General features: G+C 37.1%; 21 protein-coding genes. 1 reads left to right on the top strand and 20 read right to left on the bottom strand.

Annotated features, from left to right (window positions below):
• Positions 1-147 precede the first annotated feature (147 nt).
• From HMPREF0819_RS01120 to trpX, 3 genes are read right to left on the bottom strand one after another with little or no spacing between them, the layout of a single operon-like run.
• Positions 148-906, bottom strand: a complete 759-nt coding sequence (locus HMPREF0819_RS01120; RefSeq protein WP_004231177.1) for an ABC transporter ATP-binding protein — start codon at positions 904-906, stop codon at positions 148-150.
• On the bottom strand, positions 903-1,772 hold the full coding sequence (locus HMPREF0819_RS01115) for an ABC transporter permease (protein WP_004231173.1): 870 nt from the start codon (positions 1,770-1,772) through the stop codon (positions 903-905). The genes HMPREF0819_RS01120 and HMPREF0819_RS01115 overlap by 4 nt, the downstream gene beginning before the upstream one ends.
• 18 nt (positions 1,773-1,790) lie before the next feature.
• Positions 1,791-2,792, bottom strand: a complete 1,002-nt coding sequence (trpX, locus tag HMPREF0819_RS01110; RefSeq protein WP_044023252.1) for a tryptophan ABC transporter substrate-binding protein — start codon at positions 2,790-2,792, stop codon at positions 1,791-1,793.
• A 476-nt stretch (positions 2,793-3,268) separates the two neighbouring features.
• Here trpX and HMPREF0819_RS01105 point away from each other — a divergent pair, with 476 nt between their 5' ends.
• A complete protein-coding gene (locus HMPREF0819_RS01105; protein WP_004231169.1) occupies positions 3,269-4,936 on the top strand; it encodes an Rqc2 family fibronectin-binding protein in 1,668 nt (555 codons plus the stop codon).
• A gap of 24 nt (positions 4,937-4,960) precedes the next feature.
• Here the strand turns inward: HMPREF0819_RS01105 and HMPREF0819_RS01100 are convergent, their stop codons facing one another.
• The 17 genes from HMPREF0819_RS01100 to HMPREF0819_RS01020 form a co-directional block, all read right to left on the bottom strand.
• Positions 4,961-6,370: an APC family permease gene (locus HMPREF0819_RS01100; RefSeq protein WP_004231168.1), complete on the bottom strand. Its 1,410-nt coding sequence runs from the start codon at positions 6,368-6,370 to the stop codon at positions 4,961-4,963.
• Between the two features lie 215 nt (positions 6,371-6,585).
• Positions 6,586-7,305: an acetolactate decarboxylase gene (budA, locus tag HMPREF0819_RS01095; protein ID WP_021142045.1), complete on the bottom strand. Its 720-nt coding sequence runs from the start codon at positions 7,303-7,305 to the stop codon at positions 6,586-6,588.
• A 76-nt stretch (positions 7,306-7,381) separates the two neighbouring features.
• Entirely contained in the window at positions 7,382-9,055 is a 1,674-nt protein-coding gene (alsS, locus tag HMPREF0819_RS01090) for an acetolactate synthase AlsS (RefSeq protein WP_044023251.1), read from the bottom strand.
• Positions 9,056-9,309: 254 nt separating this feature from the next.
• Positions 9,310-9,492, bottom strand: a complete 183-nt coding sequence (locus tag HMPREF0819_RS01085) for a hypothetical protein (protein ID WP_004231162.1) — start codon at positions 9,490-9,492, stop codon at positions 9,310-9,312.
• Positions 9,476-10,711 (bottom strand): tetratricopeptide repeat protein, encoded by a 1,236-nt coding sequence (locus HMPREF0819_RS01080; protein WP_004231160.1) that lies wholly within the window; start codon positions 10,709-10,711, stop codon positions 9,476-9,478. The genes HMPREF0819_RS01085 and HMPREF0819_RS01080 overlap by 17 nt, the downstream gene beginning before the upstream one ends.
• Positions 10,701-11,888 (bottom strand): AI-2E family transporter, encoded by a 1,188-nt coding sequence (locus tag HMPREF0819_RS01075; RefSeq protein WP_004231158.1) that lies wholly within the window; start codon positions 11,886-11,888, stop codon positions 10,701-10,703. Before HMPREF0819_RS01075 ends, HMPREF0819_RS01080 begins: the two co-directional genes overlap by 11 nt.
• A 35-nt stretch (positions 11,889-11,923) precedes the next feature.
• Positions 11,924-12,409: an NUDIX hydrolase gene (locus HMPREF0819_RS01070; protein WP_021142040.1), complete on the bottom strand. Its 486-nt coding sequence runs from the start codon at positions 12,407-12,409 to the stop codon at positions 11,924-11,926.
• A 154-nt stretch (positions 12,410-12,563) separates the two neighbouring features.
• Entirely contained in the window at positions 12,564-12,986 is a 423-nt protein-coding gene (locus HMPREF0819_RS01065) for an HD domain-containing protein (protein WP_044023250.1), read from the bottom strand.
• A 125-nt stretch (positions 12,987-13,111) separates the two neighbouring features.
• Positions 13,112-14,158 (bottom strand): dTDP-glucose 4,6-dehydratase, encoded by a 1,047-nt coding sequence (gene rfbB / locus HMPREF0819_RS01060; protein WP_004231152.1) that lies wholly within the window; start codon positions 14,156-14,158, stop codon positions 13,112-13,114.
• A gap of 176 nt (positions 14,159-14,334) precedes the next feature.
• Complete coding sequence (locus HMPREF0819_RS01055) at positions 14,335-14,931, bottom strand: dTDP-4-dehydrorhamnose 3,5-epimerase family protein (protein WP_004231151.1); 597 nt, start codon at positions 14,929-14,931, stop codon at positions 14,335-14,337.
• On the bottom strand, positions 14,931-15,800 hold the full coding sequence (gene rfbA, locus HMPREF0819_RS01050) for a glucose-1-phosphate thymidylyltransferase RfbA (protein ID WP_004231150.1): 870 nt from the start codon (positions 15,798-15,800) through the stop codon (positions 14,931-14,933). The genes HMPREF0819_RS01055 and rfbA overlap by 1 nt, the downstream gene beginning before the upstream one ends.
• Positions 15,801-15,933: 133 nt before the next feature.
• Entirely contained in the window at positions 15,934-16,722 is a 789-nt protein-coding gene (locus HMPREF0819_RS01045) for a Nif3-like dinuclear metal center hexameric protein (RefSeq protein ID WP_004231149.1), read from the bottom strand.
• A complete protein-coding gene (locus tag HMPREF0819_RS01040; protein WP_044023401.1) occupies positions 16,712-17,395 on the bottom strand; it encodes a tRNA (adenine(22)-N(1))-methyltransferase in 684 nt (227 codons plus the stop codon). The genes HMPREF0819_RS01045 and HMPREF0819_RS01040 overlap by 11 nt, the downstream gene beginning before the upstream one ends.
• A gap of 90 nt (positions 17,396-17,485) precedes the next feature.
• Positions 17,486-18,136: an endonuclease III gene (gene nth / locus HMPREF0819_RS01035; RefSeq protein ID WP_004231147.1), complete on the bottom strand. Its 651-nt coding sequence runs from the start codon at positions 18,134-18,136 to the stop codon at positions 17,486-17,488.
• Positions 18,136-18,810, bottom strand: a complete 675-nt coding sequence (locus tag HMPREF0819_RS01030; protein ID WP_004231139.1) for a DnaD domain-containing protein — start codon at positions 18,808-18,810, stop codon at positions 18,136-18,138. Before HMPREF0819_RS01030 ends, nth begins: the two co-directional genes overlap by 1 nt.
• Before the next feature lie 78 nt (positions 18,811-18,888).
• A complete protein-coding gene (gene metA, locus HMPREF0819_RS01025) occupies positions 18,889-19,833 on the bottom strand; it encodes a homoserine O-acetyltransferase MetA (protein WP_004231137.1) in 945 nt (314 codons plus the stop codon).
• Between the two features lie 107 nt (positions 19,834-19,940).
• On the bottom strand, positions 19,941-20,459 hold the full coding sequence (locus tag HMPREF0819_RS01020) for an adenine phosphoribosyltransferase (RefSeq protein WP_004231134.1): 519 nt from the start codon (positions 20,457-20,459) through the stop codon (positions 19,941-19,943).
• Between the last annotated feature and the right edge of the window lie 34 nt (positions 20,460-20,493).

Genomic DNA, 20,493 nt, shown 5'->3' with positions numbered 1-20,493 from the left:
AAATCTTACTAACGGTCCTTGCCTCCAAAAAAAGGTTAGCAAGTCGAATTACAGCAATTTCATTGTAACATATTTTCAGAAGATTTTCTTCTTTTGAATTTGGAAATGTTATTAAGAGCGCAAAAAAACGCCCTAAGGCATTTTTTCTTATTCAAACAATTGATAGTAATCAGCAATTGCCATCTGAGCTTTTTCTTCTTGATTGAGATCCTTAATGATTTTTCCATCTTTCATAACAATCAAGCGATTGCCATACTTGAGTGCATCTTCCATGTGGTGTGTAATCATGAGCGCTGTTAGCTCATTACCAGTTACAAATTCGTCTGTCAGATTCATCAAAGATACACTTGTTTTTGGATCAAGCGCAGCTGTGTGTTCATCAAGAAGCAACAATTCTGGTCGTTTTAAGGTTGCCATTAAAAGGCTGAGCGCTTGACGTTGCCCACCTGATAAAAGCCCCGTCGGTGTGTCCAAGTGTTTTTCAAGACCATTTCCAGTTCGTGCAACTAATGTTTTAAACTCATCAGTGAAATGATGAATTTTCCGTGGCAAAAGTCCACGTTTTTCACCACGATATTTAGCAATGAGAAGATTTTCAGCCACCGTCATACGTGGTGCTGTTCCCATTTTCGGATCTTGGAAAACACGCGCAAGATAATTGGCACGCTTTTCAGCTGGCAGATGCGTCACATCTTTACCCAAAATGTAAATTTTTCCGCTAGTCAACATCAATGTTCCAGCAATCACATTAAAGAGTGTTGATTTACCAGCACCATTTCCACCTAAGATGGTTAAAAAATCATGTTCATAAATGGTCAAATTTACATCATCAAGAATTGTTTTGACCTCATCAAGACCATTGTTGACTTGAACCGTTGCATTTTTTAATTCTACAATTTTTTTCATCGCGATAAGGTCACTCCTTTAAAGAATTTATTTTTAAGAACTGGAACCATTAAGCAGATTGCTAGGACAATCGCACTAAACAATTTAAGATAATTCGTATTAAATCCAAGTGCAATAACACCTGTAATTAAGAATTGGTACAAGATTGAACCAACCACAATCGCAATCAAACGCTCAAGTAGCGTCAAGCCTGTTGAGTAAAGCACTTCTCCGATAATAATACTTGCAAGACCAATAACGATAACACCGATTCCTTTTGAGACATCCGCGTAGCCATCTTGTTGACTAACCAGGGCACCTGACAAAGCAATCAAACCATTTGAAACCACAAGTCCCATAACTTCCATGCGGTCAGTATTGATACCAAAACTTTTTGCCATATCTCGATTATCACCCGTTGCAATATAAGCTTGACCTAGGCGGGTGTATAAGAAGAAAATCAGTGCAAAAATCACAATGACAACTGCTAACAAGCCAATCACCAAAAGATTTGTGCTATCTGAAAATGGCAGCATTGCTTGCAGTGGTTTGATATCAAGTAATCCAAGATTAGCACGCTTCATAACCATAAGCATGACAGAGTTACATGACGTCATCACCAAAATCCCTGCTAGAAGTGTTGGAATTTTTCCTTTCGTATAAAGAAGACCAGTAACCAACCCAGCCAAACATCCCGCAAACATTCCTGCTAAAGTCGCTAAAAGCGGATGTAATCCATTGTTCATCAAGGTAACGGCTACCGCACCGCCAAGCGGAAATGACCCTTCTGTTGTCATATCTGGAAAATTAAGGATTCGGAATGTGAGGTAAATTCCTAATCCAAGAATTCCCCACAAAAGTCCTTGTGAAACTGACGAAATAATCATATTTTTTCTCTTCCTCTCTTAATTTTCATCTTCTTTGACTGCTACTGTTGCTTTTGACAACATGCTGTCAGGAATCGTAATGCCAAGCTCTTTTGCTTCTTTCAAATTAAGCGTTGGTGTACCAGTATTAACAATTTTTACAGGAACATCAGACACTTTTTTACCTGCAAGTAATTTAACTGCAATTTTAGCTGTTTCCACACCCAAATCATATTGACTTTGTGCAACTGATGCAAGACTTCCTTGTTCAACCATAGTATCGACACATGAGTAAACAGGAACTTTAGCAGCATTTGCTGAATTGACAACTGTCGTAAATGCTGAAGCAACCGTGTTATCTTGTGGCACGAAAACCACATCAACCTTGCTAGTCATTACTGACATTGTCGTTTTGATTTCATTTGTTGATGGAACGGCGTATTTAACGACATTGATTCCTGCTGCTTCAGCGTATTTTTTGAATTCCGCTACTTGAGAAACAGAATTATCCTCGCTGCTAGCATACAGAACACCGATTGTTTTGGCATTTGGCGTGATTTCTTGAATCATTTCAACTGTTTGCTCAATTGGAACTTGGTTTGACACACCAGTGACATTTGCTTCTGGTTGTTTAAGATTTTTCACCAGTTTTGCACCAACTGGGTCTGAAATTGCTCCCATCACAACTGGAGTATCACTCGTAGCTGATGCCAAACCTTGAGCTGCTGGTGTAGCAATTCCAATAAGAATATCGTTTTTGGCGTTAACCAATTGTTTACTCATGGTTTGAATTTTACTTTGGTCAGCTTCTGCATTGAGAACCGTAATTTTAGCATTACTCTTATCATAACCAGCATCGGCTAAACCATCTTCAATCCCTCTTTCGATTTCATCAAGAGCATCGTGGGTAACATATTGCAAAATACCAATTTTAACTACATCATTTTTACTTGAATCACTTTTAGTTTGGTCATAAATCATTGAACCAACTACCAAAATCACAAGACCAATAAGTGTTCCAATAAGTGCTTTATTTTTCATCTTTTTATCTCCGTTGACTAATATCTGTTTTTCATTTGCTTTCAACCTGTGAGTCAACTAAAAAGAAAAGCGTGTAGTAAGTTTTTACTACACGCTTTTGGTATCTTGTAACTAAGATTAGCGCATAGATACTTTTTAGAAGTACTCCAAAAGTCGTATCTATGCAACTACATAAACACAACTTCTACATACGCCAACTTTGCCAACTTGTAAGAATTTGTGTCATGTTCATCCTAGTCTTCCTCCTGTGTTTTTTTATAATTATAACCTAAAATCAAAAAATATCAAGCACTTTTCAAAATTTTCACATTTTTTCTGTCAGTTTCCCAAGAAAGTAAACTTTCCCATCGCGTAAATACCAGTTTTCACAGTGAATATGGTATAATAAAAGAATTGAAATCACGAGATTAGAAAGGAGACGTCGCAAGTCTTTTTTGCAGTTTTTTCTGCTAATAAGACTTTTGACAACTTTAATCATGTCATTTGATGGTTTTTTTCTACATCATTTAACCAAAGAATTACAAGATGAGCTCCTCTACGGACGCATTCAAAAGGTCAATCAACCCTTTGAGCATGAGCTTGTTTTAACTATTCGTAATAACCGTAAAAATTATAAACTACTACTTTCTGCTCACCCTGTTTTTGGACGTGTGCAAATTACCAAAACAGATTTTCAAAATCCACAAACACCAAACACATTTACCATGATTATGCGTAAATACCTGCAAGGTGCTGTCATTGAAAGTCTTGAACAAATCGATAACGACCGTATTTTAGAAATTGCCTTTTCAAATAAAAACGAAATTGGTGATCATGTCAAGGTCACTTTGGTCGTTGAAATCATGGGCAAACACAGTAACATTATTTTGATTGATAAGGCTGAAAGTAAGATTATCGAATCTATCAAACATATCGGCTTTTCACAAAATAGCTACCGAACAATCTTGCCTGGTTCAACTTACATCGCTCCACCAAAAACAGATGCCAAAAATCCATTTACGGTTTCAGATGAAAAATTATTTGAAATCTTACAAACTGAGGATTTAGCACCTCGTCACCTTCAAAAACTTTTCCAAGGCTTAGGACGTGACACTGCTGAAAATCTGTCAGCTCAGCTTAGCGATGACAAAATCAAACAATTCCGCGCCTTCTTTGCTAGAGATGTTCAGCCAAATATGACTGATAAATCATTTGCCGCTGTGCTATTTGACAACAGTAATAAAGAAAAAACATTTGATAGTCTTTCAGAACTTCTAGATGTTTTCTACCAAGATAAAGCCGAGCGCGATCGTGTTAACCAACAATCAAGTGATTTAATTCACCGCGTTCAAACAGAGCTAGACAAGAATATCAAAAAACTCAAAAAACAAGAAAAAGAACTCCAAGCGACTGAAAACGCCGAAGAGTTCCGACAAAAAGGTGAACTTTTAACCACTTATCTCTCAATGGTGCCAAACAACCAAGACCAAGTGGAACTTGACAACTACTACACTAACGAAAAAATCACGATTGCTCTTGATAAAAGTTTGACACCTAACCAAAATGCGCAGCGTTATTTCAAAAAATACCAAAAACTTAAAGAAGCTGTTAAACACTTAACTGGTCTAATCGAAGAAACTAAACATACGATTGCTTATCTTGAAAGTGTTGAAACATCCTTGAGTCATGCTTCTATCTCAGATATTGCTGATATCCGTGAAGAATTGGTTGAGACAGGATTTGTCAAACGTCGCACAAAAGATAAACGTCACAAACGTAAAAAACCAGAACAATATCTGGCTTCAGACGGCAAGACAATCATCATGGTTGGGCGAAATAATCTTCAAAACGATGAATTGACTTTCAAAATGGCTAAAAAAGGTGAACTTTGGTTCCACGCCAAAGATATTCCTGGCAGTCACGTTCTTATCAAAGATAACTTCAACCCAAGCGACGAAGTCAAGACTGATGCCGCGGAGCTTGCCGCCTATTACTCTAAAGCTCGCCTATCAAATCTTATCCAAGTCGATATGATTGAGGCTAAAAAACTTAATAAGCCAACTGGTGCCAAACCTGGTTTTGTCACTTACACTGGTCAAAAAACACTTCGTGTCACACCAACTGAAGAAAAAATCAATAGCATGCGCATCGAGAGCAAAAAGTGATTCGTTCAAACGAATCACTTTTTATTATTTTTCTTCTTCAGTTTCTTTTCTAAATTGAGAATGTCTGTAACCAAAACCAAAATAGATTAAACTTCCGATAATGAAAGCAACAATAAAGCTAATCCATGTCTCAAGCTTACATTGTGTCATCAATGACAAGCAAACTATAATTGATAGAATTGGAAGAACAGGCACCCAAGGTGTTTTGAACTCTCCTTCTTTTGGTTCGCCAAAGTCTTTACGAAGTTTGATAACCCCAAAAGCAAGCAAGATAAGGTATGCAAGTGTCACAATATTAACTAACAAAGCAAGGATTTCCAAAGGGAAAATTCCTGAAAAGAGCATTGTCACAATCCCAACAAAGATTGTTGCTTTTTTAGGCACCTTACTTTTAGGTGTCAATTCTTGGAATAGTTTTGGCAGTAACCCATCACAGCTGATGTTATAAATCACACGAGACAATGCAAACATCATTGAGATACATACAGTCACCAATGTGAAAATAACCACAACAGAAACAATATTACCAACCAAAGGGAATCCAATGCTGCGAAGTACAAAAGGAACAACATCTGCAGTATTCAACTTAGAATAGTGAACTGTTCCTGTTAGAACCAATGTCACTAAAATGTACAATAAAGTTGTCAAACCAATTGATGTGAAAATACCTTGAGGAATTTTTCTTTGTGGCTCTTTTGTTTCATCAGCCGCCATTGAAATTGATTCAAATCCAAGAAAGGCAAAGAACATCAATGAAGCTCCTGCCACAATACCAACTTTTCCGCCATAAATTTGACCAAAACCGTACGGTGCAAAATCACTCCAATTGTTAGTGTTAATAGCTGTTAAACCAAGAGCGATGAAAATGACTAACACAGCTAGTTTAAAAATAACCAAGATTGAATTGAAGCGTAATACTGTCTGCACTCCCATGACAACCAGCACCGTTACAAAAAATAACAAGATAACTGGAACAATATCAACGTAAGTTCCCTTTGCTGGATTAAATGGACCACTCAATGCCGTTGGCAGATTGATGCCAAAAGTTCTTAAGAAAGCTTTTAAGTACTCACCCCAACCTGAGGCAGCCGATGAAATAGCTCCGGCGAACTCAATCATCATAAACCAACCAGCAATCCAAGCAGGATACTCACCAAAAACAGTATACAAATAGCGATAAACACCGCCTGAATGAGGCAATCTTGAAGCAAATTCAGCAAAGAACAATGCTGACATCGTCACACAAATAGCAGCAATAATAATCGAGATGGTAATGGAAGGTCCTGCATATTGCGAAGCACCCACTCCTGTTATGGTAAAAATACCAGTCCCGACCATCGAACCTACCCCTAAAAAGATAAGTTCAGCAAGCCCCAAGCGTCGTTGCAAATGACTTGTCTTTTGCGCCATTGGGGTCTTTCGAAAAATATCCATACATTCTCCTGTAAATTTAATAAAATTGTTGAATTAATTCATTTTCAAATATTTTCAAAATTGATAAAAAATTCATACACAACAAATTATAGTTTATGATAAAATCGTATAAAAATCAACTTTGTATTGAATTTTATCTTATAAAAAAACACATTGCTAAAATAAGGATAACCCTTATTTAGTAATGTGCTTTTTCTTATGCGTAACTAGACGATTTACTCGCTTTTATTGATGTCTTCTTTTAGCTCATCCATATTGAATTTTGCAAAAAGGTATTTACGATCTTGAACTGGGAAACGTTGATCTAGTTGGTCAACAGGTCCTACTTCAACAACACCTTCTGAAATCACAAAATCCATCACATGACCACCAAAAGTTAAATCATCTGAAATAAAGTGCAAATGATATCCTGCGACACTAACACCGTGGAACATCTGTGGCGTCCAAATGCCGACAATGGTACCAGTCACGTTTTCACGAGTATATTCTGGTTGACGTGTCGCTACTTCTGCAAATTTTGTATTTGGTGCAGATTTTGGAATCATGCGAACATGCATTTTAGAAAAAGTCCCTTTAATTTTAATCGAACGGAACAAGTTTACCCCATCATAATATGATTCAATGCGTTTTTTCAATTCAACATCATCCATTTCATAACGTTGTTTGAAAATCACTTCTGCTTGATGAGGGACAACTGCAGCATAAGGAACTTTGACATCATCAGAAACCTCAACAATTTCAGGTTTTCCGTTTGAACCGATAGCTTGATAGGCTTTACCGTCTAGAATAATCAACTCTCCATCAATAGAATCAAGTGTTCCAATTCCCAAATCACCGTGCTCTAAAAGTTCACCGATTGTTAATGTACCACCATAAAGACCAGCCATAAGGGCACTCAAGGTATTGTATTGGAAAAGTTTAATTGTTTCTGACATATTCTCCTTCACTTTCGTCATTTAAAATTAAATAATACTAATCTATTTTATTGCCAAATTCTCTAAAATGCAAGGCTTAATAAAATTCATCAGGTAAAATTGTTTCACCAAGTTTGATGTTATCTTTGTAGTCAATTGGAATATCAATCAAGACTGGACCATTTTCAGCTTCAGCAATAGCTTTTTTAAGTGTTGCTTCAAATGAATCTTTGCTATCAACTCGGTAACCTTTAGCACCAAAACTTTCAGCATATTTTACAAAGTCAACTGGTCCGAAGTCAACACCGGCAGAACGACCATATTTCATCTCTTCTTGGAATTCAACCATGTTGTATTTTCCATCGTTCCAGATGATGTGTACGATTGGTAAATTAAGGCGAACAGCTGTTTCTAATTCTTGTGCTGAGAATAAGAATCCACCGTCACCAGAGACAGAAATGACTTTTGTATTTGGGCGGACAAGCGCAGCTGAAATCGCCCATGGAAGAGCCACTCCAAGAGTTTGCATACCATTTGAAAATAGCAAATGACGTGCTTCGTATGATTTGAAGTAACGTGCCATCCAAATGTAGTGACTACCGACGTCAACAGTAACAGTCATGTCATCTGTAGTGTTTTCTTGTAAAACGTCAATAACATCAAGTGGGTGAACAAGACCTTCTTTAGAGTTTCGATCAAATTTCACATCCTCAACAACGTTTTTCTTAAGATTTTGAAGATAATCTACTGAGCATGCTGGTAATGTGTAGCCATTAACTGCTGGCAACAATAAGTCAATGGTATCAGAAATATCACCAATCAATTCGCGCTCTGGTTGGAAATAAGTATCGATTTCTGCTTGAGCTACATCGATAACAATGATACGTGCTGAAATTTCAGCATTCCAGTTACGAGCTTCATACTCGATTGGGTCATAACCGATTGCGATAACAAGGTCAGCTTTTTTAAGAAGCATATCACCTGGTTGATTGCGGAAAAGTCCAACACGACCAAAGAAAGTATCTTCTTCGAGTTCACGTGATACAATACCAGCACCTTGGAATGTTTCAACAACTGGCAATTTAACAGTTCCTAACAGTTTACGAATTGATTTTGTTACAGCTCGTGTAGAAGCACCGTTCCCTAAAAGTAGAACTGGCAATTTGGCATTGCGAATAGCTTGTGCAAGGTAGTTAATATCTTCAACAGATGCTGAACCAAGTTTAGGGTCTGTCAATGGTTTGATAGCTTTAACTGACACTGGACTGTCTGTCACATCTTGTGGAATTGATACAAAACTTGCCCCACGTTTGCCTGATTTTGCAGCACGATAAGCATTAGCAATTGTTTCAGAAAGAGTATTTGGATCATGAACTTCAACTGCTAATTTTGTAACAGGTTCCATCATCGCAACGTTTTTCATTGATTGGTGCGAACGTTTCAACAAATCACAGCGTTTTACTTGTCCTGAAATAGCAAGAACTGGATCCCCTTCGTCAGTCGCTGTAACCAAACCTGTTGCCAAGTTTGACACACCAGGTCCACTTGTTGTAATCACAACACCAGGATTTCCTGTAATACGTCCAATACCTTGTGCCATAAAGGCAGCATTTTGTTCATGACGAGCAACGATTAATTTTGGTCCTTTGTCTTCAAGGGTATCAAAAACTCGGTCAATTTTTGCCCCTGGAATACCAAATACGTATTCGATGTCATGGTTAATGAGACTGTCTACAACTAAGTCAGCCCCATATTGCTTTTGTTCTGTCATTTTATCTCCTATATTTAGATGACTAATCAAGAAAGGTATTTCCTTCAAAATACATCACTTATTAATATGATTAGTGATAAAATTAGTCAAATCTAAATCACAAAATTTTATTTTTTCACAAACATGAATCAATTATACCATAGTTTTACGAAATGTTTGTGAAATTTCGCTTGTGAAATTTTTATTTATCTTTAACCTATGTTAATGAAAATGTCTATGAAAACAGCATAAAAAAACGTAGCAATTGCTACGCTCTACTTTTTCTTATCTTTTCTTGTTCTGATAAAATCATAGCTAGTCATCAAGACAAATCCGACAAACACGACAATAATATTGCGCATCAAATCTCCACTTTGATCAAAGAACGATAACAAAACAAAAATGATAATAACTGTTATGAGATTACCAGCTAAAAGACTTTTAAAATTCATCTTCATCTATAAATTCCACCATATTAACATCATCTGGAACAAAGGTTAAATAGCGTTTTGCAACATCTTTTGCACGATCGATATAGCCAAATTCACGCAAAATATAAGCATAATCTTGTAAGAACTCAGGATTGTCTGCTAAATCTGTCGCTAAATCATCATAAATCTTAAGAGCTTTTTTATCAGCTTCAAGTGCTTGATAAGCTTTAGCAATGTTCCATTTTGTAAGAACATTATCGATATTATCACGATTTAGTGCAATCACATCTTCATAGCGCTCTTCTTCCAAATACAAGTTAGTCAAACGCATAAGCACATCTTCATCGTCTACAGCTACTTCTTTTGCTTTCACTAAATAGCTTTCAGCTTGTTTTGGATCATGTAATTCATATGAGAATTGTGATGCAGCAAGTAAAAGATTGGTATCAAATTCATTTTTTGCTAACCCTTTTTGAATTAAACGAAGAGCTTCTTCAGTTTTATTTTCTTCGTGAAGAGATTGCGCGTAGACATATTCATAACCTTCAAAGTCTGGATTCATTGTTTCCAATTGTTTGAAGTAAATATTTGCTTTTTGGTACTCTTCTTGGTCATACAAGATTGTTGCCAATTCAAAGATAGTATTATCATCGTATTCGATTTCTACAGCTTTTTCAAGGAACTCAATCGCAGCTTCAAATTTACCAAGACTAGCGTAAGCTCGACCAATACGTTGGTAAGTTGAGATACCAGTTAATTCCAAAATCTCACGATTATCTAACTTAGCGTATTCTTTAATCGCTTGATTGTAATTGCCAAGCTCAAGTTCAATTTCAGCAAGACCAAAGATAACCAATGGTTCATCACTGATTTCATTAGCCAACAAAAGTTTCTCACGCGCCACATCCGCAAGACCTTCCATTTCATAAATGTCTGCCATAACAAGAAGTGCTGACAAATAGGCATCACTATCAGGTGAAATCGCATCAAGATACAAGAATGCCCCCTCAATGTCGCCGTCTTCTGTAGCAATTTGTGCAAGATTGACATTAACTTCTGGGTATTCTTCACGCTCTTGCAAGTAGATTTCTTTTGCCTGCGGTAAAAATCCAATGCTTTCAAGATATTCAGCCAATTCTAAGAGCGTTTCCGCATCATCTTCTTTTAAAGCACGTTTAAAGTATTTATTAGCATGCTCCAAATCTTGACTTTGAAGCGAAGCTACCATTTTTTCACTATTTAACATTCTCTGTTTTTTCTTCTCCTTTTTCGACGATAAAATCTTCTTCGTATAAACCACTGACACCTTTGTACCAGTCAAAAATTTCTTTTACAACAACCTTGATAGACGCATAGATTGGAATTCCTAGGAAAACTCCCCAAATACCAAACATCGAACCAGACGTTAGCAAAATAAACATAATGGTAATTGGGTGAATGCTCAACTTGCTTCCCAAAACCAATGGTGCCACAAAACGTCCTTCAATAGTCTGTTCAATCACAAAAGTGACTAAAACCTTAACAAGCATAATCGGTCCTTGAACAATCCCCATAATCACAACAGGAACCATAGCTAAAAAGCTACCAAGATACGGAATCATATTAAGAAACCCTGCAATAATACCAAAAGTTGCCGCATAACGCAAGCCTATAATATTAAAGAAGACCGTAAACATAATTCCAACAACGATAGCAACCGTAACTTGACCTTGAACATATCCAGCAAGTTGTTTATTAATGTCACCAAGAATTCGTGCTGAGGGACGACGCATTTTTGTTGGCAGAGCCTTGATTAAACCATCCTTCATCTTATGACTATCACGTAAGAAATAAAATAGAATGAAAGGTGACATAATAATAGCAACAGTTACACGAGCTATAGCACTGGCAAAATTAGATGCCCAATCAAAAGCATTCTTAGAAAAACTTTCAGCGTAATCAACGGCCTTGTTGCTAATATTTACCAGCATATCCTGCAGCTCAGTCTGATAATTAGAAAGCCATGGACTTCTCAAAAGCTTAGAACCTTCAATGTTAACACTTTTAACATAGGCAGGTAAATTTTCAATAAATGACTTAACTTGCCCTTCAATCATCGGAATAAAGCTTGCAACTGCCCAAATAATCAAAGCGATAATAATGGCAAAAACAATAAAAATTGAAGTCGTTCGACTAAAACCACGACGTTCAATAAAAGCAACCAAAGGCTTAATCAGATAATAAAGAATGGCTGATATAACCAAAGGAAGCATGATGATAGCAAGAAATGCCAGAACCGGTTCAAATAAAAATGAAATCTTAGTAAACAAATAAAGTGTCAAAAAGACAATAAACGTAACCAAAATAGCTACTGTCGCTTGACTATTTAATACCCATTTGAAAAACCAGGAATCTGTAAACTTTTTTTCTTTATGACTGTCCATAAAAACCTCACTCACGTAAATCTATTCTTTAAGTGCTACTTATTATCATAGAAAGTGACACTTTTATCAACTAAACGTTGTTGGTCATCATAAGTAAATTTAGCTGAAAAGAATGGAACATCATCCAAAATCCACTTAAAGATTTCGTAATCACCTTCCCAAGTTGGTTTTGAAAGAACTTTATCATAAGGAACCCATTCCAATGTTCCTTCACGTGATTCCTCATCAGAAATCAACTCACCCTCAAAATCAGTCACTTTAAACACATAAGTGTACCAATCATGACCAGGCGTAAATTCTGGGAAAGTAATCACTCCCTTAAAGTCCATTTCTTTGACGATAAAATGAGTTTCTTCAAAAATTTCCCGCTTTGCGCATTCATCAGGAGTCTCACCTGCTTCAAGCTTACCACCAACTGAGATCCATTTTCCTTCATGAACATCATTTGGCTTTTTATTACGGTGCAAAAGCAAAAGTGCCTCACCATTATCAATATAACAAATCGTTGCTAACTTTGTCATCATTCTCTTCTTTCTCGTTTTCTTCTATTGTACCAGAAAAATAGCTATTATTCTGAATTTGATGTTAAGAAAAACAAGAACAATTCTTACATCAAAGGTTAACTTATGAGTTGTTTTTTTCCTAATGTAAAGTGAGAAAAAGCACGTAGAGCTTCTAAGTGCTTAAAAAAACAATAGCATCTTGGTACTTCTTCAAACGTTTAATGTCATTTTCAGTAACATGAGTAAGCCTTGATAAATCCGAATTGTGCTTCAAATCCGCTAACTTGACAACACGTGCTAATTCATTTGTTTTAACAAGTTTAAGATATTGCTTATACGATTGACCAGTTTTTCTAGTCAATAAATCAACTGCTTTTATAATCTCAGATGAGAATCCTGCATTTTCTAAATCTCTCAGCTGACAAGGAGTGTCTTCTATCACATCATGTAAATAGGCAACAATTTTTTCATCATCTTTCGTGACGAATGACGCTACAGTCTCAGGATGTAAAATATAGGGTGCACCGGCTTTGTCAACTTGACCTTTATGCGCTCTTTTAGTAATTTCGTGAGCTAATTTAACGTCATCTCTCATCACTGCTCCTCCTTTATCCAAAAAGTAAACTTATTATAACATTTTCCCCTATACTTTGCCCCTTCTACATAAAAAAGCCCTTCACACAAGCTGAAAAAGCTTGATGTGATAGGCTTTTTAATTTATTAGTCAAGAACTTTTTGTGTTTTAGCGTAGTTAGCTTCAACTGCTTCTTTTTCAGCTTTCCACCAATCTTGGTTATCTGTATACCATTTGACTGTTGCTTCAAGTCCTTCTTCGAAGTTAGTGTATTTTGGTTCCCAACCAAGTTCTTCACGAAGTTTAGTTGAATCGATAGCGTAACGAAGGTCGTGACCTGCACGGTCTGTTACGTGATCGTAAGCGTCTTTTGGTTGACCCATTTTTTCAAGGATAAGTTCAAGAACTTCTTTATTGTTCTTTTCACCATCTGCACCGATAAGGTAAGTTTCACCGATACGTCCTTTTGTCAAGATTGCCCAAACACCAGTTGAGTGGTCGTTTGTGTGAATCCAGTCACGAACATTTTTACCATCACCGTAAAGTTTTGGTTTAATTCCTGACAAGATGTTTGTGATTTGACGAGGAATGAATTTTTCGATGTGTTGGTATGGTCCGTAGTTGTTAGAGCAGTTAGAGATAGTTGCTTTAACGCCAAATGAACGTACCCAAGCTTTTACGATCAAGTCTGATGCAGCTTTTGTTGATGAATATGGTGAACTTGGGTTATATTTTGTTTCTGCAGTGAATTTTTCACCTGGTCCTTCACCATGTCCTGGAAGGTCTTCACGAAGTGGAAGATCTCCGTAAACTTCGTCAGTTGATACGTGGTGGAAACGAAGGTCGTATTTACGAGCTGCTTCCAAAAGTGTGTATGTACCAACAAAGTTTGTTTGGATAAATGGACTTGGATCTTTCAATGAGTTATCGTTGTGGCTTTCTGCAGCGTAGTGAACGATTGCATCAGCTTTAGCAGCCAATTTGTCAACCAATTCTGCGTCAGCGATATCACCAACAACCAACTCAACACGGTCACCAAGGATTTCTTCCAAGTTTGCACGGTTACCAGCATATGTTAATTTATCAAGTACTGTAACGTGTACATCTGGGTGGTTATTGTAAACATAGTGTACAAAGTTTGAACCGATGAAACCTGCACCACCGGTTACGATGATATTTTTGTATTCAGACATAATTAAGATACAAAGGGACGTTTCGCTTGCGAAAAATCTCGTAGAAAAATAGGAAATCTGACGCAGACGACTAGCGTCTAGGAAGATTTATCTTTTTTCTTGGAGATTTAGTCCCGTGTTCAGTTTGAAAAACTGAACACTCCTTTCTGATTAAATTTTGTTAAATATTTAAAGTCTTAGTTCAAATCATCTTTACTTAAAGGTTTAACGTCTTTAAGCAATGGGTGATTTTTATCTGCTTCAGAAACTTCTGCTTCTTCCAAGTTTTCCCATTTGATACCAAGAGTTGGATCTGCGTAGTTTACAAAAGCGTATTTTGGTTTAAGTTCAAGTGCCCAGTAATCATTGACTAAGTAGCTGTATGATACTTTATCAGACAATACTTGGAAACCATTAGCGACACCACGTGGAACAAAGATACCTTTTGAAGCGTCGATAACTGTTTGATAAACGTGACCAAAGCTTTCACCTTCACGCAAATCAACCCATGAACCTAGAACTTTACCTTCGTCTGCAACTGAGATGTATTTATCCCATGGTTCTGCGTGAAGTCCGCGCAAAACATTTTTGTGTGAGAAGCTGACGTTATTTTGCAATTTTCCTTCTGCAAAGAATGATTCTGGGAAACCAAGCGGTAACATTTTTTCCTTTTGGAAGTTTTCTTTGAACCAACCACGGTTATCTCCATGAACTGGAATATCGAATTCAATCATTCCAGGAATAGCCTCGATTTTTCGTGCTGCTAATTCTTTACCAAAAAATTGTTCTGTCATTATTCTTCTCCAATCAAACGGAGCAAGTATTTTCCGTATTCGTTTTTCTTAAGTGGTTGTGCAAGTTCGCGCACATCATCTTTTGTGATGTAGCCCATGCGGTATGCAATTTCTTCCAAGTTTGCCACTTGAAGGTTTTGCATACGTTGCACTGTTTCGATGTATTGAGCTGCTTCAAGAAGGCTTTCGTGTGTACCAGTATCAAGCCATGCAAATCCACGACCCATAACTTCTACTGAAAGATCTCCCCGTTCTAGGTAAACTTTGTTGACATCTGTGATTTCAAGTTCACCACGTGCACTTGGTTTAATGCTTTTAGCAATCTCAACAACATCATTATCGTAGAAGTAAAGACCTGTTACGGCATAGTGTGATTTTGGATGTTCTGGTTTTTCTTCAATTGAAAGAGCGTTGAAATCTTCATCAAATTCAACAACACCAAAACGTTCTGGGTCTTTAACTTGGTAACCAAATACTGTAGCACCTTTTTCTTTGCTTGCCGCTTTTTGAAGCATTTTGCTAAGTCCAGCACCGTGATAAATGTTATCACCCAAAACAAGTGCTACGTTGTCATCACCGATGAAGTCTTCACCAATGATAAATGCTTGTGCCAATCCATCTGGACTTGGTTGTACAGCATAAGAAAGTGAAATACCAAATTCAGAACCATCACCTAGTAATTCTTCAAAACGGTGAATATCAGTTGGTGTTGAGATGATTAGGATATCTCGGATACCAGCCAACATCAATGTTGATAGTGGATAATAAATCATTGGTTTATCATACACTGGCATAAGTTGTTTTGAAGCTGCACGAGTCAAAGGATACAAACGTGTTCCTGAGCCTCCTGCAAGAATAATACCTTTCATAGTTAGGTCTCCCTCTTTATAAATAAATATCAATTATCAGAACTATTTTATCATTTTTTGCAAATGCTGTCACTAATCTTCCTAATTTTACAGGCAATTAGAGACTATTATTGACAAATGTTAGCTAAAAATCCTACAAATGATAAAACGGATTTGTCTCAGCTTTACTTGCTAAGAATTCGACGTTCCAGTCACCTTCTGCTTTCCAAGCATTAAATTTCTCAAGTAGTTTGTCAACCATAAGCACTTCGATATGATGTCCTGGGTCGATAGCTAGCATACCATTTGTAATCATTTCTTGGGCTGTATGATAATAAATGTCCCCTGTAATATAAACTTGGGCACCTTTTGCCATTGCATCACGATAAAAGCTTTGGCCACTTCCACCACAAATAGCGACACGATTAATAAGTTGTTCTTGACTGCCGTATGCCACCAAACGAACACTGTCGAGCTGGAATTTTTCTTTAACTTTTAAAGCAAATTCTGAAAAAGTTTGTTCTTTGATGTTGCCGACACGACCAATACCGTAGCCATCAGAAGTCGGACTCAAAATCTCAGTATCAGTAATTTCCAAAAGCTCACAGAACCAGTCATTCAGACCATCTGAAACGATGTCAATATTCGTATGACTGACATAAACTGCGATATCGTGCTTAACCAAATCCAGATAAATCTGATTTTGAGGAGTTGCCACTAGATCTTTAAGCGGACGGAAAATCGGTGCATGTTTAACAATAATCAAATCAACATTATTTTCAATTGCTTCAGCGACAGTTGTTTCACGCACATCAAGTGCAATCATAACTCGATTCACTTCTTTGTCAAGTGTTCCGATTTGAAGTCCTGAAACATCGCCTTCCATTGAGAGTTCGCGAGGGCAATATGCTTCATAACGTGCAATAATTTCGCTAGCCTTCATTGATTGCCTCCTTGATGGCTGTCATTTTTTGTAAAATAGCAGAGCGATCATCAACTCGAGTTTCTGGAACATGTGGTAAAGCAATTTCAAGTTTTTTCAACTCTCGTTGCCAGCGTGCTTTAAAGACATCAGACTTTTCTTGATTCAAAAATGGACCAAAGCGCAATTCTGTCACTGATAACTCCATTTGGCCGTTTTCAACCACCATGATTTCGTAGAATTTATCATTTTCAGTCATGATTTTTTCAGCAACCAACTTGAAGCCATTGTTCATCAACCAAGTACGAAGCTCATCTTCACGGTTGTTAGGTTGTAAGATAAGACGCTCTACGTTTGCTAATTTTTCAGCACCAGCAGCCAAAATATCGGCAATTAATCCGCCACCCATGCCGCAAATTGTGATTGTTGTAATGTTATCAGATGCTTCAAATGCTGCTAGACCATCAGCTAAGCGAACATCAATCTTGTCTGATAAAGCCGCTCCAGAAACGTTGTGAACTGCAGCTTCATAAGGCCCCTTCACAACTTCTCCAGCAATGGCAAAATCAATTTTTCCTTCTTCCATTAGAGCAATCGGTAAGTAAGCGTGATCACTTCCAACGTCCAATAAACGCGCTCCTTGTGGCACAAATTCAGCCACATCAGCTAAGCGCTGTGATAATACTGTTTGCATAATTCTTCCTTCTAAAATATCATTCATTTTATTATATCAAAAACGACTTCTCCTTACAAAAGCACTATAAAAAGCAGTCCATATGAACTGCTAATTATTTTTGATATTTTCTTTATAAAACTTGCAATAAGTTTGGACTGGACAGATATCGCAATTAGGCTTTTTAGCCAAGCAATGATAGCGTCCAAAGAAAATCAAACGATGATGCGTCAAAATCCAATCTTTCTTTGGAATTTTTTTCATCAAATCCTGTTCAATCTCCTTAACATCAGCATCTGGTGCAGAAATGTTAAGACGTTTTGCAATTCGTGAAACATGCGTATCGACAGCAATTGACGGCACGCCATAAACTTCAGCTAGTACGACATTAGCTGTCTTTCGACCAACACCAGGCAAGGTTTCTAGTTCTTTATGTGTCTTAGGTACTTTGCCATCAAAATCTTGCAAAATCGCACGCGCAGTCTTGATGATATTCTTAGCTTTATTTTTATAAAGCCCAATCGCACGAAGACAATCTTCCACATCAGACAGATTAGCCATCGCCAAATCCTCAATCTCAGGATACTTCTTCCAAAGATTTGGTGTAACTTTATTGACGGCTTTATCCGTCGTTTGCGCAGACAATATCACCGCAACCAAAAGTTGAAATGGCGTTTGCCAATCCAACTCACAACGGGCATCAGGATACATATCACCGATAATTTCTAAGACTTTCTTTAAACGTTCTCGTCCAATTCTCATCAGTCACTCCACAAATCCATAGCAGCCAAAAAGTCGTCTGAAACATTGACCTTACCAGCTTTAGAATCTTCGTGTTCTTTACGTCGTTCTTCAACTTGACGTAGCGTTGTTATACCTTCACGACGCCAATTGCGCAAAATGGCATTGATGTAATTCCAGTTTGTTTTTCCGTTGAAAACGGCTTCGCGCAAAGCCGCACGTACCAAGTCAGGCTCAGTCTTATCCTCACGAATGGTTTTTTGCAAATCTTCCAATTCAAATGGACTCAACATACGACCTAATTCACGTTCAAAATCTTCAACTAACTCTTTTAATGGATTAGAAGCTTGCTTTTTAGCCACTTGTTTTGGTGCTTCTACCAAGTGATCCAACAATTCTAATACTGGGCTAGCATCAAAAATCACTTCGATTTCATTTTCAAGCTCAATCGTCTTCATATCAAGTAGACCTTGTGCTGCCAAATCAGATATTGAACGATTCACTTCAGCAACTGTTTTATCGAGAGCACTGGCAATTTGACTTGGTGCCAAATCATCCATTTTAGTCGTATTTTGTAAATAAATAAATTGCCAGATCAAAAAGTCATCTGAACTTTTGAAAATGTCTTTGTAATGAAACAAAAGAGCACTTGGTAACACTAAATTACCAGATTTATAATTTTCTAAATAACTCATAATATCATTCCTAAAAGATTTTTACATCCACTAAAACTTAACATATCAAAAGACGGCTAACTTTTCAACTCCAGCTAATCATAGAAAACCATAAAATGAAGGCTCTTTTTCTAACTCCTCTAACAAATATGGGGTTTCTTGATAAACAGCATAATTAATCCAGTTACTAAAAAATGTCGTTGCAGCCATATTCCACTTCATTGGAACATCTTGCTCTGGATTATCGTTGGTATAATAATGCTCAGGAAGATTCGGATTTTTCCCAGCTTTCAAATCACGTTTGTATTCACGGTCCAAAGTTTCACGGTCATATTCCAAATGCCCAAAACTATAAACCTCACGCAAATCTTTACTTGCCACAATAGACAATCCAACCGACGGTCCTTCAGCAATTACCTCAAGATTATCGATTTTGTCAACATCTTCATGACGAACTTCCGTATGCCTAGAATGCGGAGCCATAAAGGAATCATCAAAACCTCGAACAATTGGATTTGATGGTTCTTTTACTGTTTGAGAAAAGATACCCGATAATTTTTGTTCTAACATAACCTTTTTAATGCCATATTTGTAATAAAGCCCTGCTTGAGCTCCCCAACAAAGATGAAGCGTCGAATAAACATGAGTTTTTGCCCAGTCAAAAATATCACAAAGCTCTTCCCAATAATCCACTTCTTCAAAAGGCATCGTCTCAACAGGCGCACCAGTAATAATCAGACCATCATAATACTTGTGCTTAACATCTGAAAAAGTTTTATAAAAAGTTTCCAAATGCTCAGCTGTTGTATTTTTCGACTCATGGCTTGTCATATAAAGAAATTCTACATTAATTTGCAATGGGGTGTTGGCAAGCAAACGTAAAAGTTGCGTTTCCGTCACTTCTTTTGTTGGCATTAGATTGATAATGAGAAAATCCATCGCACGAATATCTTGGTGTTTTGCACGTTTATTATCCATGATGAAGACATTCTCTTTGCGCAAAATGTCTAAGGCCGGTAATTCTTTATCAAGTTTTATTGGCATGAAAATATCTCCACTCTATAATATTATTTTTAAGTAATATTATAAGAGATGGAGATATAGTTTTCAATTATATAATTTCTTTAGGTAGTTATAGTTTTTAACTATAATTATCCTGGGAAATTCATTAAGACTTTCGTATCATAACCTTCAAGTGCTTTACGTCCGTTCAATCCGTCCAATTCAACAAGGAAAGCACATCCAGCAACGATACCACCAAGGCGTTCTACCATTTCGATAGTAGCTTTCACAGTACCACCTGTTGCCAAAAGGTCATCAACGATAAGGACACGTTGTCCAGGTTTGATAGCATCAGCATGCATACATAGTGTATCAATGCCGTACTCTTTTTCGTAATCAGCTGAGATTACTTCACGTGGTAATTTACCAGGTTTACGAACTGGTGCGAAACCAATTCCAAGTTCAAATGCAACTGGGCATCCTACGATAAATCCGCGTGCCTCTGGACCAACAATCATGTCGATCTTCTTGTCAGTAGCATACTGTACAATTTCGCGAACAGCATAGCTATAAGCATTTCCATCTGCCATCAAAGGAGAAATATCACGAAAAGTGACTCCTTCTTTAGGATAGTTTTCAATTGTAGCGATATAATTTTTTAAATCCATTTTCTTCTTTCTATGGGCTTTTTGCCAAAAAATG

This window comes from Streptococcus equinus ATCC 9812, from assembly GCF_000187265.1.
GTDB lineage: Bacteria > Bacillota > Bacilli > Lactobacillales > Streptococcaceae > Streptococcus > Streptococcus equinus.
This window is presented reverse-complemented; position numbering and strand designations above follow the sequence as displayed.

Excerpts from the sequence above, each read along its gene's own strand:
- alsS (WP_044023251.1), bottom strand. The coding sequence starts at position 9,055 with ATGACAGAACAAAAGCAATATGGGGCTGACTTAGTTGTAGACAGTCTC.
- HMPREF0819_RS01075 (WP_004231158.1), bottom strand. The coding sequence starts at position 11,888 with ATGGACAGTCATAAAGAAAAAAAGTTTACAGATTCCTGGTTTTTCAAA.
- budA (WP_021142045.1), bottom strand. The coding sequence starts at position 7,305 with ATGTCAGAAACAATTAAACTTTTCCAATACAATACCTTGAGTGCCCTT.
- trpX (WP_044023252.1), bottom strand. The coding sequence starts at position 2,792 with ATGAAAAATAAAGCACTTATTGGAACACTTATTGGTCTTGTGATTTTG.
- HMPREF0819_RS01020 (WP_004231134.1), bottom strand. The coding sequence starts at position 20,459 with ATGGATTTAAAAAATTATATCGCTACAATTGAAAACTATCCTAAAGAA.
- HMPREF0819_RS01070 (WP_021142040.1), bottom strand. The coding sequence starts at position 12,409 with ATGACAAAGTTAGCAACGATTTGTTATATTGATAATGGTGAGGCACTT.
- HMPREF0819_RS01080 (WP_004231160.1), bottom strand. The coding sequence starts at position 10,711 with ATGTTAAATAGTGAAAAAATGGTAGCTTCGCTTCAAAGTCAAGATTTG.
- HMPREF0819_RS01120 (WP_004231177.1), bottom strand. The coding sequence starts at position 906 with ATGAAAAAAATTGTAGAATTAAAAAATGCAACGGTTCAAGTCAACAAT.
- metA (WP_004231137.1), bottom strand. The coding sequence starts at position 19,833 with ATGCCAATAAAACTTGATAAAGAATTACCGGCCTTAGACATTTTGCGC.
- HMPREF0819_RS01030 (WP_004231139.1), bottom strand. The coding sequence starts at position 18,810 with ATGAGTTATTTAGAAAATTATAAATCTGGTAATTTAGTGTTACCAAGT.
- HMPREF0819_RS01115 (WP_004231173.1), bottom strand. The coding sequence starts at position 1,772 with ATGATTATTTCGTCAGTTTCACAAGGACTTTTGTGGGGAATTCTTGGA.
- rfbB (WP_004231152.1), bottom strand. The coding sequence starts at position 14,158 with ATGTCTGAATACAAAAATATCATCGTAACCGGTGGTGCAGGTTTCATC.
- HMPREF0819_RS01105 (WP_004231169.1), top strand. The coding sequence starts at position 3,269 with ATGTCATTTGATGGTTTTTTTCTACATCATTTAACCAAAGAATTACAA.
- HMPREF0819_RS01055 (WP_004231151.1), bottom strand. The coding sequence starts at position 14,931 with ATGACAGAACAATTTTTTGGTAAAGAATTAGCAGCACGAAAAATCGAG.
- HMPREF0819_RS01040 (WP_044023401.1), bottom strand. The coding sequence starts at position 17,395 with ATGCAAACAGTATTATCACAGCGCTTAGCTGATGTGGCTGAATTTGTG.
- nth (WP_004231147.1), bottom strand. The coding sequence starts at position 18,136 with ATGAGAATTGGACGAGAACGTTTAAAGAAAGTCTTAGAAATTATCGGT.
- rfbA (WP_004231150.1), bottom strand. The coding sequence starts at position 15,800 with ATGAAAGGTATTATTCTTGCAGGAGGCTCAGGAACACGTTTGTATCCT.
- HMPREF0819_RS01045 (WP_004231149.1), bottom strand. The coding sequence starts at position 16,722 with ATGAAGGCTAGCGAAATTATTGCACGTTATGAAGCATATTGCCCTCGC.
- HMPREF0819_RS01065 (WP_044023250.1), bottom strand. The coding sequence starts at position 12,986 with ATGAGAGATGACGTTAAATTAGCTCACGAAATTACTAAAAGAGCGCAT.
- HMPREF0819_RS01100 (WP_004231168.1), bottom strand. The coding sequence starts at position 6,370 with ATGGATATTTTTCGAAAGACCCCAATGGCGCAAAAGACAAGTCATTTG.
- HMPREF0819_RS01085 (WP_004231162.1), bottom strand. The coding sequence starts at position 9,492 with ATGAAGATGAATTTTAAAAGTCTTTTAGCTGGTAATCTCATAACAGTT.